At 59.8% G+C, this 16,423-nt stretch carries 12 protein-coding genes, 1 tRNA gene and 1 pseudogene; 1 reads left to right on the top strand and 13 read right to left on the bottom strand.

The features are described from left to right. Nucleotides 1-127: 127 nt before the first annotated feature. Entirely contained in the window at nucleotides 128-1,312 is a 1,185-nt protein-coding gene (locus tag ABQ278_RS06250; RefSeq protein WP_349321709.1) for a DUF2336 domain-containing protein, read from the bottom strand. 252 nt (nucleotides 1,313-1,564) lie between these two features. On the opposite strand from ABQ278_RS06250, the gene ABQ278_RS06245 reads away from it, so the two are divergent. Continuing rightward, nucleotides 1,565-3,421, top strand: coding sequence for a HAMP domain-containing sensor histidine kinase (locus ABQ278_RS06245; RefSeq protein WP_349321708.1), 1,857 nt, complete (start codon nucleotides 1,565-1,567; stop codon nucleotides 3,419-3,421). Nucleotides 3,422-3,427: 6 nt separating this feature from the next. On the opposite strand, the gene ABQ278_RS06240 is transcribed toward ABQ278_RS06245, so the two are convergent. From ABQ278_RS06240 to kdpB, 12 genes and pseudogenes are all read right to left on the bottom strand, one after another. Continuing rightward, entirely contained in the window at nucleotides 3,428-4,357 is a 930-nt protein-coding gene (locus tag ABQ278_RS06240; RefSeq protein ID WP_349321707.1) for a transglycosylase SLT domain-containing protein, read from the bottom strand. A 61-nt stretch (nucleotides 4,358-4,418) separates the two neighbouring features. After that, nucleotides 4,419-5,465, bottom strand: a complete 1,047-nt coding sequence (locus tag ABQ278_RS06235; protein WP_349321706.1) for an FAD-binding oxidoreductase — start codon at nucleotides 5,463-5,465, stop codon at nucleotides 4,419-4,421. An 87-nt stretch (nucleotides 5,466-5,552) separates the two neighbouring features. After that, nucleotides 5,553-5,629, bottom strand: a tRNA-His gene (locus ABQ278_RS06230). Nucleotides 5,630-5,726: 97 nt separating this feature from the next. After that, nucleotides 5,727-6,488 carry a M48 family metallopeptidase gene (locus ABQ278_RS06225; protein ID WP_349321705.1) on the bottom strand — a complete coding sequence of 254 codons (762 nt, stop codon included), beginning with the start codon at nucleotides 6,486-6,488 and terminating at the stop codon, nucleotides 5,727-5,729. Between the two features lie 140 nt (nucleotides 6,489-6,628). After that, nucleotides 6,629-7,327: a hypothetical protein gene (locus ABQ278_RS06220; RefSeq protein ID WP_349321704.1), complete on the bottom strand. Its 699-nt coding sequence runs from the start codon at nucleotides 7,325-7,327 to the stop codon at nucleotides 6,629-6,631. Between the two features lie 258 nt (nucleotides 7,328-7,585). Continuing rightward, nucleotides 7,586-8,035, bottom strand: a complete 450-nt coding sequence (locus ABQ278_RS06215; protein WP_349321703.1) for a TonB family protein — start codon at nucleotides 8,033-8,035, stop codon at nucleotides 7,586-7,588. Between the two features lie 270 nt (nucleotides 8,036-8,305). Further along, entirely contained in the window at nucleotides 8,306-8,740 is a 435-nt protein-coding gene (locus ABQ278_RS06210; protein ID WP_349321702.1) for a biopolymer transporter ExbD, read from the bottom strand. 5 nt (nucleotides 8,741-8,745) lie between these two features. Next, nucleotides 8,746-9,627: a MotA/TolQ/ExbB proton channel family protein gene (locus ABQ278_RS06205; protein ID WP_349321701.1), complete on the bottom strand. Its 882-nt coding sequence runs from the start codon at nucleotides 9,625-9,627 to the stop codon at nucleotides 8,746-8,748. 642 nt (nucleotides 9,628-10,269) lie between these two features. Beyond that, nucleotides 10,270-10,950, bottom strand: a complete 681-nt coding sequence (locus tag ABQ278_RS06200) for a response regulator (protein WP_349321700.1) — start codon at nucleotides 10,948-10,950, stop codon at nucleotides 10,270-10,272. After that, nucleotides 10,947-13,670: a sensor histidine kinase KdpD gene (locus tag ABQ278_RS06195; protein WP_349321699.1), complete on the bottom strand. Its 2,724-nt coding sequence runs from the start codon at nucleotides 13,668-13,670 to the stop codon at nucleotides 10,947-10,949. Before ABQ278_RS06195 ends, ABQ278_RS06200 begins: the two co-directional genes overlap by 4 nt. Beyond that, on the bottom strand, nucleotides 13,667-14,254 hold the full coding sequence (gene kdpC, locus ABQ278_RS06190; protein WP_349321698.1) for a potassium-transporting ATPase subunit KdpC: 588 nt from the start codon (nucleotides 14,252-14,254) through the stop codon (nucleotides 13,667-13,669). Before kdpC ends, ABQ278_RS06195 begins: the two co-directional genes overlap by 4 nt. Before the next feature lie 74 nt (nucleotides 14,255-14,328). Next, nucleotides 14,329-16,420 (bottom strand): annotated as a pseudogene (gene kdpB / locus ABQ278_RS06185) (potassium-transporting ATPase subunit KdpB). Nucleotides 16,421-16,423 lie beyond the last annotated feature (3 nt).

Genomic DNA, 16,423 nt, shown 5'->3' with positions numbered 1-16,423 from the left:
CACCGGCCGCCTTTTTTATTGTCTCAAGTCCAGATCTTCTCAGATTGGCAAGGGCGCCATTCTTTCTGAAGAGAATACTAGCAAAATACGCGCGTTAGAAAAGCCGCGCGGAACTTGAGCTCATAAGTCAAGCGGCCTTGAGCATATCCGTACCCGACGCTTCGCTGACCCTGGTCCAGCGGCGGCCGCGGGAATCGCGATCAAGACGCTCATACAGATAGATCAGGTCTTCGCGTGGCGCGAAAGGCGCCTGCGTCAGAAAACGCTCGATCAGGCGCTCCTGCATACGCAGCGGATCGAGATGACCGGCTTCCGCCTGCAGACTGTGATAGATGTCGATCGCCATGCGGAAGGTCTGGAACATGCGGGCCGGCAGCCCGGCACGGTCATAGATGGCGCGCAGGCCGAGCGACCCGGCATCGTGCACCATCAGCCATGTGCGCTCATGCGGCACGCCGGACAACTCGGCCAGGGCATGTTCGAAGAAGCCCATATGGCCGCGCACCAGGGCGCGCAGGATAAGCGATGGCGTCAGGCGTTCCGAGGCCATGAGGTGGCGCGCCAGGCCTTGCGGATCGAAGCTGGCGCCAGCCTGATCGGCCATATCGACCGTGACGCGTTCCTGCGTGGCCGTGACGATTTCGATGGCCGTTTCCGGCTTGATGGCGTGATGCGAGATCAGTTGTTCGCGCAAGGCGGCGCTGACGATCGTCACCAGGCGTTCGCTCACCGATACCGGCAGAACCTTGCGATTGATCAGTACGCTATGCACCACTTCCGATGTGCCGAAGCGGTCCATGACGCGGTTCATGCCGCCATCGGAAAACCGGGCATTGTCATTGGCGCAGGCGATGACCACCGCTTCCTCGACGCCGTTATCGGCCAGCGACGCGGTGACAACTTCGGACAGTGTTTCGCGCTTGGCGATAGCGACCTGACGCACCGAACCGCCGGAGCGGATGATATCGGCAAGATCCTCATCGCTGAACAGCGGCGAATGCGTCAGCACCGGCACGGCGACCGTGACGACATCCTGCGCCAGCTTGAGCGCGACATCGTGGGGTAACAAGTCGGACGTCCGCAGGGTGACGGCCAGGGCGCGGCGCACCAGTTCGGCGGCGTCCTGTGCCAGCATACGGATGATTTCCTGCGCGGCCAAACGGTCGCTGTCCGTCAGGTCTCCGCGTTCCATGACGCGGCAGATCTTGTGGGTGGCGACGGCGCGATCATCGGCGTTGTCGCTGCGCACCATGCGCTGGATATCCGCCTCGGAAACGGCGGGGCGCTGAGTAAGGTTATAGCCTGACGTCATTCGGGCGAATCCTTGAAGAAGCTTAGAGAATCCTTGCGAATCCGGAACCTGTGAAGTGTCGCGCGGTAACCCTAACGAAACCTTTATTCGCTGCGTTATCCCTCTGTTTACCAACAAAATTAACCCGAAAATCCGCAATCAGCGTCGCACGACTCCCCTCAAGGTTGTTCTATTTTTCAAAAACGCATCAAAAATTTATATTCAGCCTCAGCGGGTAACCGTGCGGCAAGGTCTCTGTGCCATGGTGGCAGCATGAACAGTCCTCAGCGTACCCCAGCCGAACCCGCCTCGCCCTTGCCGCGCCACATCTCGCGCGACTCCGTCGTGCTCGATTACGGGCTGCTGGCCCAATGGCGGCTGTCGCCCTATGCTCTGGGCTTCTTCGGCATAGGCCTGCCCCTGTTCATCTGGGCGGCAGCACTCGCTGTTTCCGGCTGGCTTCTGGCCATATATCTGATGGTGTTTCTGATCAATTGGACGGTCTTCATGATCATGAAGAATCAGTCCGCCAAGCGGATGACCGCCACACAGATGCCGGATCCGGCGCTTCGCTATACCCTGATCCGCGAACGTCGCCTGCGTCAGGGCGCGGCCGGCGCGCTGTGGACGCTGACACTGCTGATGATATCCTTAAGCGTCAGCCTTAGCGGTCAGGGCCAGCATAACGAATTCATGCTGATGATCTGTGGCGGCGCGGCCGTCGGCGTCATCTTCTTCTGCGCGCCCGTCCTTCTTTTTCTTTTGATCCTGGGGCCCATCGCCGTCGCCGGCCCGATTTTTGCCATGTATCACCTTCACCCCGGCGGTGAACTGAGCCAATTCATGACCGGCGGCATGGCTCTGACCCTCGCCATGGGCTTTGTGCTCAACCGTCACATGCAGGAGCATTACCTGCTCCAGCATGGCCAGCTTGAAGCCGCCTCTGAGCGCGAATCCGCCCGCGCCGAAGCCCATGCGCTCAATGACGCCAAGATGGCCCTGATGGAAACCCTGTCACGCGAAGTCCGGACCGGCCTCACAGGCATCGAGCAAAACCTGCTGCAGGGCCTGACGCACCTGTCGCGCGCACCGGCGCCGCGCCAGTACGTCGATGCTGCTCTGAACGAGGTCGGCCACCTGCAATCGATCCTGGTTACCACACTCGATAACGATACCGCCGCCGCCGGACAGATCGAGATCGACGTCAGGCCGCTCGATATCGACCTGCTGGCCCAGCGCATGATCGGCCAGTTCGCCCCCCTGGCGCACAGCAAGGGGCTGAGCCTCAGCTATAACACATCCAGCCTGCCAGAAGGCACCCTGCCCGGCCTTAAGGGCGCCGCCCTGGGTGACGAACATCGTGTCGAGCAGATCCTGGCCCACCTGCTCAGCAACGCCCTGCTCTACACGCAACAAGGCCGCGTCGAACTCAAACTGCTGTTGCTGCCGGAAGGTTTCCTGCGCCTCGAAGTGGTCGATTCCGGCCCAGGCCTCAGCCCGGGCGAACTCGAACAGGCCTTTACACCCCATGCCCGCATCCTGCGCACCTCATCCGGTCAGTCGGGCGCCGGCCTGGGCCTTAGCCTGTCGCGTTCTTTGAGCGCCCTGATGGGCGGACGCACCGGCGCGGAAAGCACGCTCGATGTCGGCTCGAAATTCTGGCTCGACCTGCCTTACGATTCCAGGGCCGTGCCGCCACCGCGCCCCATCGCCTCGGACGATGCGCCAAGACCCGCTCATGATCACAGCCTGCGCGTCCTGCTGATTTCCAATGACAGTCTGCGCTCGGCACAACTGCGCGACTCGCTCGAACATCTCGGCCACAAGTGCCTGACCTCGACCTCTCGCGAGCGCGCGCTCACCCTGGCCAGGAAGGCGCCGATCGACGCCTGCCTGATCTCGACCGGCGCCCTTGATGTGCTGGAAGACGCCGATCATCGCGGGAATTTGGAGCGTTTCCTGAACAGCCTGCGCCAGACGCAGGAAGACGCCCGCCTCACTATCGTGGCCTTGCTGCCCGATGGCCAACAAGCCGAAGCCCTGCATGATCTGGGCGTGACCTCGCTGCTGATGCCGCTGAACCGTGAGGCCCTGTCACGCGCGCTGGCGCAAGCGCCTAGCCTGGCCTAAACCAGCTCAACCCAGAAGGTTCCCGAAGGCTTTCGCATAGGCGTTATCCGGGCTCTTGCTGTCCGTCCCCTCGTCCTCGCCCGGCCCGAAGGCGGCCATCAGTTGCGTGGCGAAGAGCATGCCCTTCTGGCCATCGTCGCTGCCGAACATCATGTCCAGTATGGCCTGATCCGAACGCACCTTTTCCATTCGCGACGCGATCATAAGACGCCCGTCATCCGTATCGACCGGCGCTGTCGCCGGCACCGCCATGGTGGCCGAATTGCCGGTTTTGGTCAGGTTGGCGACCACATCGCTGACATTCAGCGCACGACCGGCCTTATAGAAAATAGTGTGATTGGCCCGCGCCGCGGCCGGAAACAGGTTGGCAGCAATGGCTGTGGGTCGCTGCTGGCTGGCATTGATCAGGCTGGCGGCGCCAGCAGGGCCCAAAAAGTGCGCCGCGTAGAGTTCGCCCTGCGTCGGGTCACGGCCAATGCGGCCCTTGAGATAGGCGGCGTGGCCGGCGGTCAGTTCCGCCCCCATGACGGCGCTGGCCATCGCGTCATAGCGCAATCCCAGCACCTGTTTGCGCGCAGCCGGATCATTGACATGGTAGCGGCCATCGCGGCCCTTGGTGATCTGGTCGGCAAAGGCGCCATAGCCATGCTTGGCGCCATGCGTCTTGACCGTACTCAGCCAGGTCTGTTCGATGAACTGGAACAGACCCGCCGCCGACGAGGTCGGGGCCTTGGCGCCGGGATTGAGCGAGCTTTCGCGCGTCGCCGTCTTGACCAGATAGTTGAAATCAACCCCCGTAGCGTCGGCGGCGCGTTGCAGCGCCCCCATGACGCCGGTGCCGACACGCTCGGCGCCACGCGTGACCGTATCGGCGACCTGATCCATACGGTTCAGGAAGGTGGGCGACGGGGCATCTGTGGCAATAAACGTACGCATGATACAAACCTCACATAGGCAGATTTTGCCCCACACGTGGTTAATATGCGCTTAACTTTGGTTAAAAGCGGTCCGGGCGATAGATGCCTTCGTCGGGCGAGGGCCGGCCTTCGATCAGCGCCAGAATGATTTTGGCCGCGAACGGGGCGAAAATATAGCCGTTGCGCCGCATACCCGCGGCAACCAGCACGCCCGAGGCCGGGTCACGCCCGATCAGCGGCCAGCCGTCCGGCGTGGCGGCGCGGATGCCGGTTCGGGGAATGGCCGTTCCAATGTCAATGTTCATATCGGCAGCACGACCGATCAGAGTTTCGACCACATCAGGCTCGACGCGCAGGTCCGCCTGCCCCATCTGCATGGTCGCGCCAAACTTTGCAATTCGTCCGTAATCGGCAAGATAGCCCGTCGCTGAGCGCAAAACACCAAACCCGCCCTGCCCTTCGATATCGAGCAGATGCCCCTTGATGGGCGTAAGTGCCGAAAGCCCGGGGATGCTGTCAGCCAATCCCTTGCTGTCATAGCCAGCCGCCACAACAACCGCGTCGGCCGTCAGGATCTCGCCGCTATCAAGCCTTACCTGAACGGCCGAAACCTCTTTGACGCTCGCTCTCAGGCTTACACCGCCGAGCGTATCCAGATGAGTTGCCAGGGCTTCAAGCATTGGCCCGGCTTCCACCAGCCATTCATCATGGATACTGGTAGCGCTGGAAGCCTCCGGAATTGACTTCGCAAGGACTGAGGCATGGTTCGCGCCCATTGCGGTGAATGTATCCGCCGATGCGGCCGGCGTATCGCTGATATAGATTGCGTCGCCCGTCTGGGCCTTCACCAGGGTCTGTTGCAGCGCTTCCGGCCATAGCGCGTTAAGATCGAGCCAGGCGCCTTGAGCGTGCTTGAAACGTCGATAACTGAACTCCGGATCGGGATCATTCATCGCCTCCATGGCGGGCGCGATCATGCCGGCCGCTACCCCCGAAGCGGTCACCTCGATATCATCGCGCGTGATCAGCGTAACCTTGTGACCGGAAGCCCGAGCCGCCACGGCGATCGTCAGGCCGACAATGCCGCCACCGACGACGATCAGGGAATGAGAAGGGCTGTGGACCATGACTTCGACCTACGCGATTCCACTCTGTGGCGCCATGCGACACGACAGCTTTTTACGCGCTAAATTGTCCGGGAAAGGATCTTGTGATGGTACCGCCTCTCAGGCTTGAACTGAGGACCTCCGGTTCCACAAACCGGCGCTCTAACCAACTGAGCTAAGGCGGCAAACCATCACGAGGGGCATCCTCTAATATGGCCGTAGCCATGGATCAAGCCTAAAAGTATGAAATGGCGCAATTCTTGTGGATTTGCGCTACGCCACCTACTTGTAGCCCTTGGCGGCGATATAGTCCTGCAGGTCCTTGATCCGCGTCTTGTCCGACGGGTGAGTCGACAAGAGTTCCGGCGGCGCGCCAGAATTGAGCGCCATCATGTTCTGCCACACCTCGATAGCGGCGCTCGGACGATAACCGGCCTTGGCCACCAGATCGACACCGATACGGTCGGCTTCGGATTCATGCTTGCGCGAATAGGGCAACAGAAGGCCAAGCTGCGCGCCGAGGCCACCATAGCTGGAAATCGCCTTTTGCGTATTGCCCGAGGTCGCGCCTACCGCCGCACCGAGCACACCCTGCGCCGCCATCTGTTGCGACGCGCGCTCAGCGGCGTGCTTGCCCAGAACGTGCGCCGTTTCATGGCCGATCACGGCGGCGAGTTGGTCGTCATTCTTCACGACCTTGAACAGGCCAGTATTGATCCCGACCTTCTTGCCGGGAATGACAAAGGCATTGGGCTGATCATCCTGAAACAGCACATATTCCCAACCGCTGGCGCCAAGTCCTGACGCTGCGGCGATGCGCGCGCCTACAGTCTGGATACGCTTGTTGAGTACCGGGTCCTTCGAGACTTTCGCCGTCTTGAGCTGTTCCTGCCAGGCGGTCGCGGCGCTTTGCTCCAGAGCGACGTCATCGACCAGCAAAAATTGCGAGCGGCCAAGCGTCTGGTTGGTTTCACAGCCACTGAGGCTCAACCCGGCCGCCAGTACAATTATTCCTGAAGCCGACAATTTTCCGAAGCGTCCCATACTATTTCCCTAGCCCTCGACATACAGCGCAACCATGAACCGCGCTTTGTAAAATATATCACGTAAATAGGACACATTTCAGGCGGAGAAAAGCCCTCCGGATACGATCCGAAGGGCTTCTGCACGTCTCAAAGTCTTGCTTAGTTCAGCGACCATTTCACCGTTTGACGCAGCACAGAGCCGATTTTGATGTCGCCCTTGCTGGTATCAACGCGGCCCTTATCCTGAACCATGCTGACGGTGGCCTTGCCGAACCCGTAATTGCCGGGGATTTCCGACAGGGCCGAGCAACGCACACGGCCAGCGGCATCGAGCACGGTACATTCGACCGTGGCCGAGCCTTCGATTTCGTCATTGAGCGCACGCGGCGGATAATAGGCGCCCAGGGCATCGGCATTGGGGAAGCGCGACCAGCGTGCCGCCACATAGACAGGCTCATTCGAGACCACAGGACCTGGCAGGGTCGGCTCGACGGGCAGCGTTACAGGCCCAGGGGCTGTGGGCGTCTTGTTGACCACCGGATCGACCGGCAGGGTCTGAATATCATCCGGCGCCGCGGTGACCGGTGTGTGCGGCGTGACCGGGTTGTTATGGGCTGTGGTCGGGGTTGGCTTCGGCGGTTCGGGCCTGATCCGCTCCATGGTCATATCGATAGGCTTGTCGATCTTTGGCGATTCAAGGATCGGCGGCATACCGAAGGTTTGATTGAAGATACAGTACAGCAGCACCAGATGCAGCAGCACAGCAAACAACACACCCCAGTAGAAAGATGGCGGCAGTTTTTTAAGTTTCGGATTGTCAAATATAGGCGAGTGGTAGCCGTGGACAGCATCTGTCATAATAAATCTCCTCCATGATTATAGTATCACGCAGAAGGTTTTACAGCTTTCGCATCGGCACCAGCCGCCAACAATACAAAGCTGTACGCACCTGCATCAATGAGTAGCGTTTGATTACTTTTCTTGTCTTACTAGGAGCATACTACCATCTCCGCCTTCACGCAATTGACAAAATTGCGCCCTCCCCTTGCCTCTCAAATACAAAAAACGCTCCGGACCTGGGCCCGGAGCGTTTCTTTATAGGTCATGACGGATGGGTTAGCCCAACTGCCACTTGTAGGTAAACTTCTTACGATCGCCTTCTCTGAGTTCGCCACCGACCGAGCTAGGCTTGACCTTGGCATACTTGACGAAAAGCTTGACCGTAGCAGCACCAAAGCCGTAGCCCTTGGGGCTTTCGCTCAGGATGTTACAGCCCGTAACCCGACCGGCGGCGCTAACGGTGCAGTCGATCGTGACCGTACCTTCAACTTCGTCACTCGCGGCACGATCCGGATAGGAATTGGCCATTTGATCGGTGCCGGGATAGCTCCAGTCACCCGCCACGTAGCGAGGACCTGCAGCGACCACCGGAGGCGGCGTACCTGTGTTCATCACCGCGGGAGGTGCCGTATATTCCTGACGCTTTTCCTGCGGAACAGGTGGCACCGGGATGGGCGGCGGCGGCGTTACGCTTGGAATAGGCGGCGTCTCACGGGGCTGAACCACGGGAGGCGGCGGCATCTTCGTCGGCGGAGGCGGAGGTGGCGGCGGGGGTGGAGGCGGAGGCGGTGCGACCAAGTCGACATTCACCTTCTCATCCGTAAACTTAACTTCCTTCAGCTCAAAGCGCGTCTGGAGGAGGTAGTAACCCACGCCTATGTGGATAGCAGCGGCGACACCAACACCGACCCAGAGAGAGGCGGAAGCCTTCTTTTCGGGCGGATCAAGAATAGGGTCCCGTTTCCTATGGGGAGTTTCTTCCATAAATAGACCCTCTTACTTTGCGTCGTCTTCGCCCTGAAGAGCGACACTGTAGAAACCATTGTCCTGCAGCTTATTCATCACCTTCATAAACTCGGCGTAACGCGTTTGTTTATCAGCGCGGATGAAAATACGTTCTTCTTCGGGGTTACGTGCACCGACTGCCTTCTTGAGGTCATCCCCAAGGGCGTCGAGCGACGTAGGTTCGTTACCGATGAACACGCTGCCATCTTTTTGCAGCGATATATAAACCGGCTTCGGCGGATTCTGTATTGGCTTGGCGACGGCTTTTGGTAGCGTCACTTCTACCGACACAGTGGCGAGCGGCGCCGCCACCATGAAGATAATAAGCAAGACAAGCATAACGTCGACGAACGGGGTAACGTTGATTTCCGCGTTGGCTTCGACGTGAAACTTCGAGCCGCCACCACCTGATAGCTTGGCTCCCATATCGCTTACGCCCCTTTGTCGAGTTGACGCGACAGAGAGTTCATCAGTTCGGAGACGAATTGCTCTGAACGGGTGCCGTAGTTCGTGATGCTGGTGTTGAAGATGTTGTACATGACAACGGCCGGAATAGCGGCGATCAGACCCAGGCCGGTAGCCATAAGGGCTTCAGCGATACCCGGCGCCACAACGGCCAGGTTGGTCGTGTGCGACTGAGCGATACCGATGAAGGAGTTCATGATACCATAAACCGTACCGAACAGACCGATGAAGGGCGAGGTCGAACCGGTCGAAGCCAGGAAGGACAGACCACCCGAGAGACGCTTGGCCAGGCCGGTTTGAACAGCGGCAACCGAAGCTTCGGCGCGGTGAAGAACGGCGTCGCGGTGTTCGCCCGAGATCGACAGGCCGGCTTGCTTGGACAGTTGAATTTCTTCGGTGGCGACAGCGGCCATATCTGCCAGCGGGTTGCCTGCGAATTCGTCGGAGACAGCAATACGATTTATGTCAGCGATCGAACGGGCGCCACGATAGGCTTCCAGGAAGTTCGTGGTGACGCGGTTGAGGCTGGAGAAGTCCATCAGTTTCATGATGAGCAGAACCCACGAAATCACCGACAGAACAATCAGCAGCCCCATGACGAGCTTAACGACAACCGTCGCGCCCATGAACATGCTGACGAAGTCAACGTCGGCGGACGGCGCGTGGCCAGCGGCAGCGCTGGTTTCATCGGTAGCTTCAGCCGCAGGGGCAGTCGCTTCCGGGGCGGCAGCCGGGGCGGCAGCCGAGGTGGGCGCCGCAGCCGCTACGGCCATGGCGGGAGCGCTCATGAGAAGCGCGGCAGCGCCGAGCAGAGCAATGAGCGGATTAGATTTCTTATGTTCGAGCATTTTTCGCCAATTCCTGAATATGGACTTCACCCACCAAAGGGTTGACCAAGGACTAAAGGGGAAGCGTTTACCCCATGTTAAAAACAATAAGACCCAACTGAAAGTCTTGGCCAGGGCCCTCAACTTTCAACAAGCCTCTCATGCCTGAGCACAGCGCGCACAGAATCTAACGTCTGCATCACACGTGCTTCGGCACAAACTCAGCCAATATGAACCAGAATGGCTCAAAAGGCGACCGCTTTGTTACAGGCTGTTACACCCATGACGTAGCGGTTTGGGCCTAAATGATCCGGCTAATCCTAAAACGTCAAGGTGTCAGTTACAGACTTTTCACGACGGCGTGACTTATAAGGCGCATCGCTTAACAAAAGTGCCTCTAAAAGTTCAAACATGTCCGATAGTTAATGTTGCAAAGACGGAGCAAAAAAAAATACCTGCAGGTTAAAAAAAAATGCCCATGCCGCTGAAATAGCTGGGCAAAACGCCTGATAAGAGAATCTGAAACCGGTTTCGTTTGTTAAGATACCCGCATTTTCGTGTTAGCGCTCCCAAATATGACGCCAAAAGGCAAAATGAACGCCCGATAGCCCCGTGACGGACGTGATAACCACGCCCGTTTCGAATAACGCAGTTCGCAAGATTTCAGGGCTTTAGCCGGTAACCTATGCCTGGCTCCGTGACGATGAAGCGTGGATTGAGAGCATCGTCCTTCAGTTTTTCGCGCAGGTGCTGGGTGTGGATACGCAGATAGGTCTGGCTGTCCTGCGAATGCTTACCCCAGACTTCATTGAGAAGGGCGCCGTGGGTAAGCACCTTACCGGAATTACGCGCCAGAACCGCGAGCAACTTGTATTCGATCGGCGTCAGGTGGACATCCTCGCCATCCAGCCGCACCCGGCGCGCCGCCGCATCAATAGAGAGGCCGTCATATTCATAGGTGAAGGGCATATCGCCCTGCGGCCGGTTGGCGTGACGCAGCGCGACCTTGATGCGCGCGATCAGTTCGCCGGCTGAGAACGGCTTGGTCAGATAATCATCAGCGCCCCGTTCAAGCGCCTCGATCTTGTCACTCTCCTGCCCGCGCGCCGACAGCACGATGATCGGGATACGGCCCCATTCGCGCAGTTGGCGGATGATGTCCATGCCATCCATGTCGGGCAGGCCGAGATCGAGCAGGATCACATCCGGTGACTGCGAACTGGCCTTTTGCAGGCCCGCCTTGCCGGTTTCGGCTTCGATGACAGTCATGTCGTTGGCCCCCAGCGTCGTGCGCAGGAAACGGCGGATATCGTGCTCGTCTTCGATGGTCAGGATACGGGTCATAGGGCGCTTTCAGGCAGGTTGCCCTCAGGCAAGGCCGGGGCGATCGGAAGGGTAAAGATAAAGCTGGCGCCATGGCTGCCGGCATTTTGACCAAGCGTACGGTTGTTCTTGGCATAGATCATACCGCCATGCGCCTGCACAATACCCCGGCAGATGGCGAGGCCCAGGCCCGTACCGCCGGAGCGGTCCGAACGCAGCGTCTGTCCCTTCTGGAACTGCTCGAAGATGCGCGCTTCATCGCCGTCTTTCAGGCCGTCGCCATCGTCGGAAATGCGCACGCGCAGGCGGTCAGCGTCTTTTTCAACGTAAATATCGAGACGGCCATTATCTTGCGTATGTTGAAAGGCGTTTTCGAGCAGATTGATAAACACCTGCTCGATCAGGCCGCCATCGATCCTCACCATCGGCAGGTTGCCCGATATGTGTGTTCCGATCGTCCGGTTCTCTTTCGTGGCCTGCACCTGACCGAGCGCGGCACCGATGATTTCCTGGATCATATAGGGCTGGAAATTGAGCTTCATATGACCGGAGGTGATCGCCGCCATATCGAGCAGATTGCCAACGAATTTTTGCAGCCGCGTTAACTGGCTCCACAGCCCGGTCAGCTCATCCATCGCTTTGCGCGGCAGTTCCTTGCGCATCCGCAACAGCGTACTGACCGAATTGTTCATGACGGTGAGCGGCGTACGCAGATCGTGCGACAGCGACGACAGCAGCACATTGCGCAGTTTTTCATTTTCGGATTCGACCTTCGATTCCGCCGCCTCGTCCGAACGGCGCGCTCGCTGCAAGGCGCCGGCGATCAGGCTGGCGAAGGCCTCGAATTGCAGGATCTCCGCGCCGGTGAAAGAATGGCCGGCATCGCGCGACGTCAGGCCCAGCACGCCGAAGGCTTCCTTTTCCGCCAGCAGCGGCAGGTAAAGTCCTGTAGCCGAGGGCATGGTGTCGGTATCACGCCCCGCCATCAGGCCATTGGCCGACACCCAGTTGACCGCCCCCATCTCGCGCATATCGTTGGTGATGATACCTTGAGGATAGGGTTGCAGACCGGAGGGGGTGCGGACAAACACCGTCACATCGAGGCTGAAAGGGCCACTGAGATGACGAATCGCCACCTCGCAGATAGCATCGATACCGCGCACGGCCGACAGGCCGCGTGTCAGACCATAGAGGATTTGGGTTTCGCGTTCACGGTTGCTGACAAGGCGGGCATGGCGCGACAGCCGCGCCGTCAGCGAGCCCACCACCAGTGAGGTCACCAGCATGAAGGCGAAGGTGACGTAGTAATAACTGTCGTAGAAATTGAAGGTGTAATAAGGGTCAGTAAAGAAGAAGTTGAACGCCGGAATACTCAGCATCGACGCCAGTATCGATGGCCCCAATCCTAACCGCGCGGCCACGATGACCACGACGGTGAGGTAAATCATGGCCAGATTATTCGAGGGGGTCACATCTCGGAAAGGAAAAGCGATGGCGGTGCCGAGCGCCACACCCGCCACCGCCAGGCCATAGTCTAACGGTCGCGCCAGGAAGGGTCGGATGATCGCCCCCGCCGTCACAGATTCGCGGGTGTTGCCTGTCGCGCCATGCACGACGGTGATTTCGATGCCGTCGCTGGCCTCGATCAGGTGTTGCGCAAAGGTGCCGCGGAAGGGGCGCAGCCACCATTTGGGCCGGCGATAACCGACCACGATGCGCGTAAAGCCATTCTGCTGCGCATAGGCGAGAATATCCTCTGCCGGCCGCATACCGGACAGGCGCACGATCTGGGCACCCAGGTTTTCCGCCAGCCGCAGATATTGCTCGATGCGAGTCCGGCCCTTTTCATCGAGTTGTTCGTGGCGCTCGCTTTGCAGATAGACGGCGTACCACGGCGCCCTGCCCCGTGTCGCCATACGTTTGGCATGACGAATCAGGCGGGTGGAGAGCGGGTCAGGTCCGATCAAAAGCATGATCTTATGGCCGACCTGCGCTTCGTTTTGCCCCATGGCGGCATTCAGTTCGTCGCTCTGGGCGTCGACGCGCTCGGCGGTGCGGCGCAGCGCTATTTCACGCAGGGCCAGCAGGTTGCTCTTCTTGAAGAAATTTTCGGCGGCGCGTTTGTTGGCGCCTTCGGCGACATAGACCTTACCCTCGGCCAGACGCTTCAGGAGTTCATCGGACGGGGTATCGATCAGAGCGATCTCGTCGGCCGAATCGAAAATGGTGTCCGGCACCGTCTCCTTGACCCAGATGCCGGTCAGGCGCGCCACCTGATCATTGATGCTGTCCAGATGCTGCACATTGAGCGTGGTGTAGACATCAATGCCGTTATCGAGCAGCTCCTCGACATCCTGCCAGCGCTTGGGGTGGCGGGAGTTTGGCGCATTCGTGTGCGCAAACTCGTCCATCAGGATCAGCGATGGCCTGCGCGCCAGGGCGGCATCGAGATCGAACTCATGCACGGTAACGCCGCGATGGTCGATGGCCTGCAGCGGCAAAACCGGCAGGCCTTCGACCAGCGCTCTGGTTTCGGCGCGGCCATGGTGCTCGACGACGCCGATCATCACGTCGCGCCCTTCCGCCTGACGCCGGCGCGCCTCGGTCAGCATAGCGAAGGTCTTGCCAACGCCTGCCGACGATCCGAAGAAGATCTTCAGATGGCCGCGCGCACGCTCGCCCTCATCCTTGCCGATAAGGGCGAGCAGTTTGTCAGGGTCGGGTCTTATGTCGGGACTCACTTAAGCTTTCCATCAAGCCTCAGATTGAGCTCTAACACATTGACGCGCGGTTCGCCCAGAATGTTGAAGGTGCGGTTATAGGACGACTTGCGGATCAGAGCTTTCACCTGATCGTCGGTCATACCGCGCGCCTTCGCCACGCGGTCGACCTGATAGAGCGCCGCCGCCGGTGTGATGTCCGGATCGAGGCCGGAGCCGGACGCGGTGACCAGATCGACCGGGACCGGTGCGACATTGTCGGGATCGGCGGCCCTCAGCGCGGCGATGCGCGCCTTGACCGCATCTGTCAGCGCCGGATTGTTGACGCCGAGGTTGGAGCCGGAAGACCCGCCGGCGTTATAGGGCGCCGTGCCGGTGGCGGACAGGCGTCCCCAGACATATTGCGGCTGGTCGAAATTCTGTCCGATCAGGCGTGAGCCGATGACACGACCGCTTTCTTCGCGGATCAGGCTGCCTTCGGCCTGGCTTGTAAAACCGAAGTGCAGTATGCCGGTGGTCAAGAGCGGATAGCCGACACCCAGCAGGAGGGTGAGCAGGACCGTCAGGGTCAGGGCCGGCCGCAGGTTTGAAACGAGGGTTTTCATGTTTGAGGTTCCTTATGCCAGACCGCCGCGCTCAAGCAGCGCAGCGGTAGCGCAACTAAAATCTGTTGGAGTGGCTAAGCCAGGCCAACAGCCGCCAGCGCCATATCGATCAGCTTGATGCCGATAAAGGGCGCGATGATGCCACCGAGGCCATAGACGAACATATTGCGCGAGAGCATTTTGGCGGCCGGTTCGGCGCGGTATTTGACGCCTTTCAGGGCCAGAGGCACGAGCGCGATGATGATCAGGGCGTTGAAGATGACCGCTGCCAGGATGGCGCTTTGCGGCGAGGCCAGGTGCATCACATTGAGCGCGCCAAGCACCGGATAGGTGGTGGCAAACGCCGCCGGAATGATGGCGAAATACTTGGCCAGATCGTTGGCAATCGAGAAGGTCGTCAGCGAACCGCGCGTCATCAGGAGTTGCTTGCCGATCTCGACGATCTCGATCAGCTTGGTCGGATCAGAAGTCAAGATCGACCATATTGCCGGCTTCCTTCGCGGCCTGAGTGCCGGAATTCATCGCCACCGCCACGTCGGACTGGGCCAGCGCCGGGGCATCGTTGGTGCCATCTCCCACCATGGCGACCAGTTCGCCGCCCTCCTGCATCTGCCGGATATATTTAAGCTTGGTCTCCGGCGTCGCCTGGGCGAGGAAGTCATCGACACCCGCTTCGGAGGCGATGGCGGCGGCGGTCAGGGGATTGTCGCCGGTGATCATTACCGACTTGATGCCCATCTTGCGCAGGTCGGCCAGTCGCGCCTTTATGCCCGGCTTGACAATGTCCTTGAGGTAAACCACGCCCAGCACCTGATTGCCCTCGGCGACGGTCAGCGGGGTGCCGCCCTTGCGAGCGATATCTTCGATCTGGACGGTTACTTCGTGCGGTATGTGGCCACCTTTCAGGGCCACCAGCTTGGCAATGGCGTCACCGGCGCCTTTCAGGATATGACGTTCATTGATGACGATTCCCGACACGCGCTGTTCGGCGCTGAACGGAATGAACTCGGCCTTGAGCGACTGGATATCCTTGTCGGGCAGGCCAAACAACTTGCGCGCCAGCACCACGATGGAGCGGCCTTCCGGCGTTTCGTCGGCCAGCGATGACAGCTCGGCGGCTTCGGCCAGTTGTTGCTGGGTGACGCCAGGGCCAGCGAAGAACTCGACCGCCTGACGGTTGCCGAAGGTGATGGTGCCGGTCTTGTCAAGCAGCAGGACATTGACGTCGCCGGCGGCTTCGACGGCGCGGCCGGAGGTGGCGATGACATTGGCCTTGATCAGGCGCTGCATCCCCGAAATACCGATGGCTGACAGAAGCCCGCCGATGGTGGTCGGGATCAGGCAAACCAAAAGCGCGATCAGGACGGTAATCGTGATGACCGTACCGGAACCGGCGCGCTCGACGCCGAACAGAGAGAACGGCAGCAGGGTCGCGCAGACCAGCAGGAAGATGATGGTCAGCGCTGCCAGCAGGATCGACAAGGCGATCTCGTTCGGCGTTTTCTGGCGCTTGGCCAATTCGACCAGGCTGATCATGCGATCGAGGAAGCTTTCACCCGGATCGGAGGTGACGCGCACTACGATCCAGTCAGACAGCACGCGCGTGCCGCCGGTCACGGCATCGCGGTCGCCGCCCAATTCGCGGATGACAGGCGCCAACTCACCCGTCACGGCGCTTTCATCGACCGAGGCTATGCCTTCAATGACCTGACCGTCGGACGGCACGAAGTCACCGGCCTCGACAACGATGATATCGCCTTTGCGCAGGGTGTTGGCGGCGATCGACTGGAACTTGCTGCGATCCGTGCCCTTGACCAGCTTCTTGGCCGGCACATCGCGGCGCGATTTCTTGAGCGAGTCGGCCTGCGCCTTGCCCTTGCCTTCGGCAATAGCCTCGGCAAAGTTGGCGAACAGGAGCGTGAACCAAAGCCAGAAGGTGATCAGACCGACGAACCACAGGGGCTGGCCGCCACCGATCACGCTGTCGGGCTTGACGAGCATGACGGCGAAGATGCCGGTCGTGATGATCGAGCCCACGAACACCAGGAACATGACCGGGTTACGGGCCTGATAGACAGGATTGAGACGGAGGATTGAGTTCTTGAAGACGGAGCCGAGGTCGGCTCCCTCAAATAATCCAGTCTTTTTGGTTGATGTAGCGGACATGGG

Source organism: Asticcacaulis sp. MM231, from assembly GCF_964186625.1.
Taxonomy (GTDB): Bacteria; Pseudomonadota; Alphaproteobacteria; order Caulobacterales; family Caulobacteraceae; genus Asticcacaulis.
Note: the sequence above shows the minus strand (reverse complement) of the source record. Positions and strands in the feature narration are given on the sequence as shown.

What these genes read in the sequence shown, in the direction of transcription:
- ABQ278_RS06250 (WP_349321709.1), bottom strand. Translation starts at nt 1,312, where the DNA reads ATGACGTCAGGCTATAACCTTACTCAGCGCCCCGCCGTTTCCGAGGCG.
- ABQ278_RS06245 (WP_349321708.1), top strand. Translation starts at nt 1,565, where the DNA reads ATGAACAGTCCTCAGCGTACCCCAGCCGAACCCGCCTCGCCCTTGCCG.
- ABQ278_RS06240 (WP_349321707.1), bottom strand. Translation starts at nt 4,357, where the DNA reads ATGCGTACGTTTATTGCCACAGATGCCCCGTCGCCCACCTTCCTGAAC.
- ABQ278_RS06235 (WP_349321706.1), bottom strand. Translation starts at nt 5,465, where the DNA reads ATGGTCCACAGCCCTTCTCATTCCCTGATCGTCGTCGGTGGCGGCATT.
- ABQ278_RS06225 (WP_349321705.1), bottom strand. Translation starts at nt 6,488, where the DNA reads ATGGGACGCTTCGGAAAATTGTCGGCTTCAGGAATAATTGTACTGGCG.
- ABQ278_RS06220 (WP_349321704.1), bottom strand. Translation starts at nt 7,327, where the DNA reads ATGACAGATGCTGTCCACGGCTACCACTCGCCTATATTTGACAATCCG.
- ABQ278_RS06210 (WP_349321702.1), bottom strand. Translation starts at nt 8,740, where the DNA reads ATGGGAGCCAAGCTATCAGGTGGTGGCGGCTCGAAGTTTCACGTCGAA.
- ABQ278_RS06205 (WP_349321701.1), bottom strand. Translation starts at nt 9,627, where the DNA reads ATGCTCGAACATAAGAAATCTAATCCGCTCATTGCTCTGCTCGGCGCT.
- ABQ278_RS06200 (WP_349321700.1), bottom strand. Translation starts at nt 10,950, where the DNA reads ATGACCCGTATCCTGACCATCGAAGACGAGCACGATATCCGCCGTTTC.
- kdpC (WP_349321698.1), bottom strand. Translation starts at nt 14,254, where the DNA reads ATGAAAACCCTCGTTTCAAACCTGCGGCCGGCCCTGACCCTGACGGTC.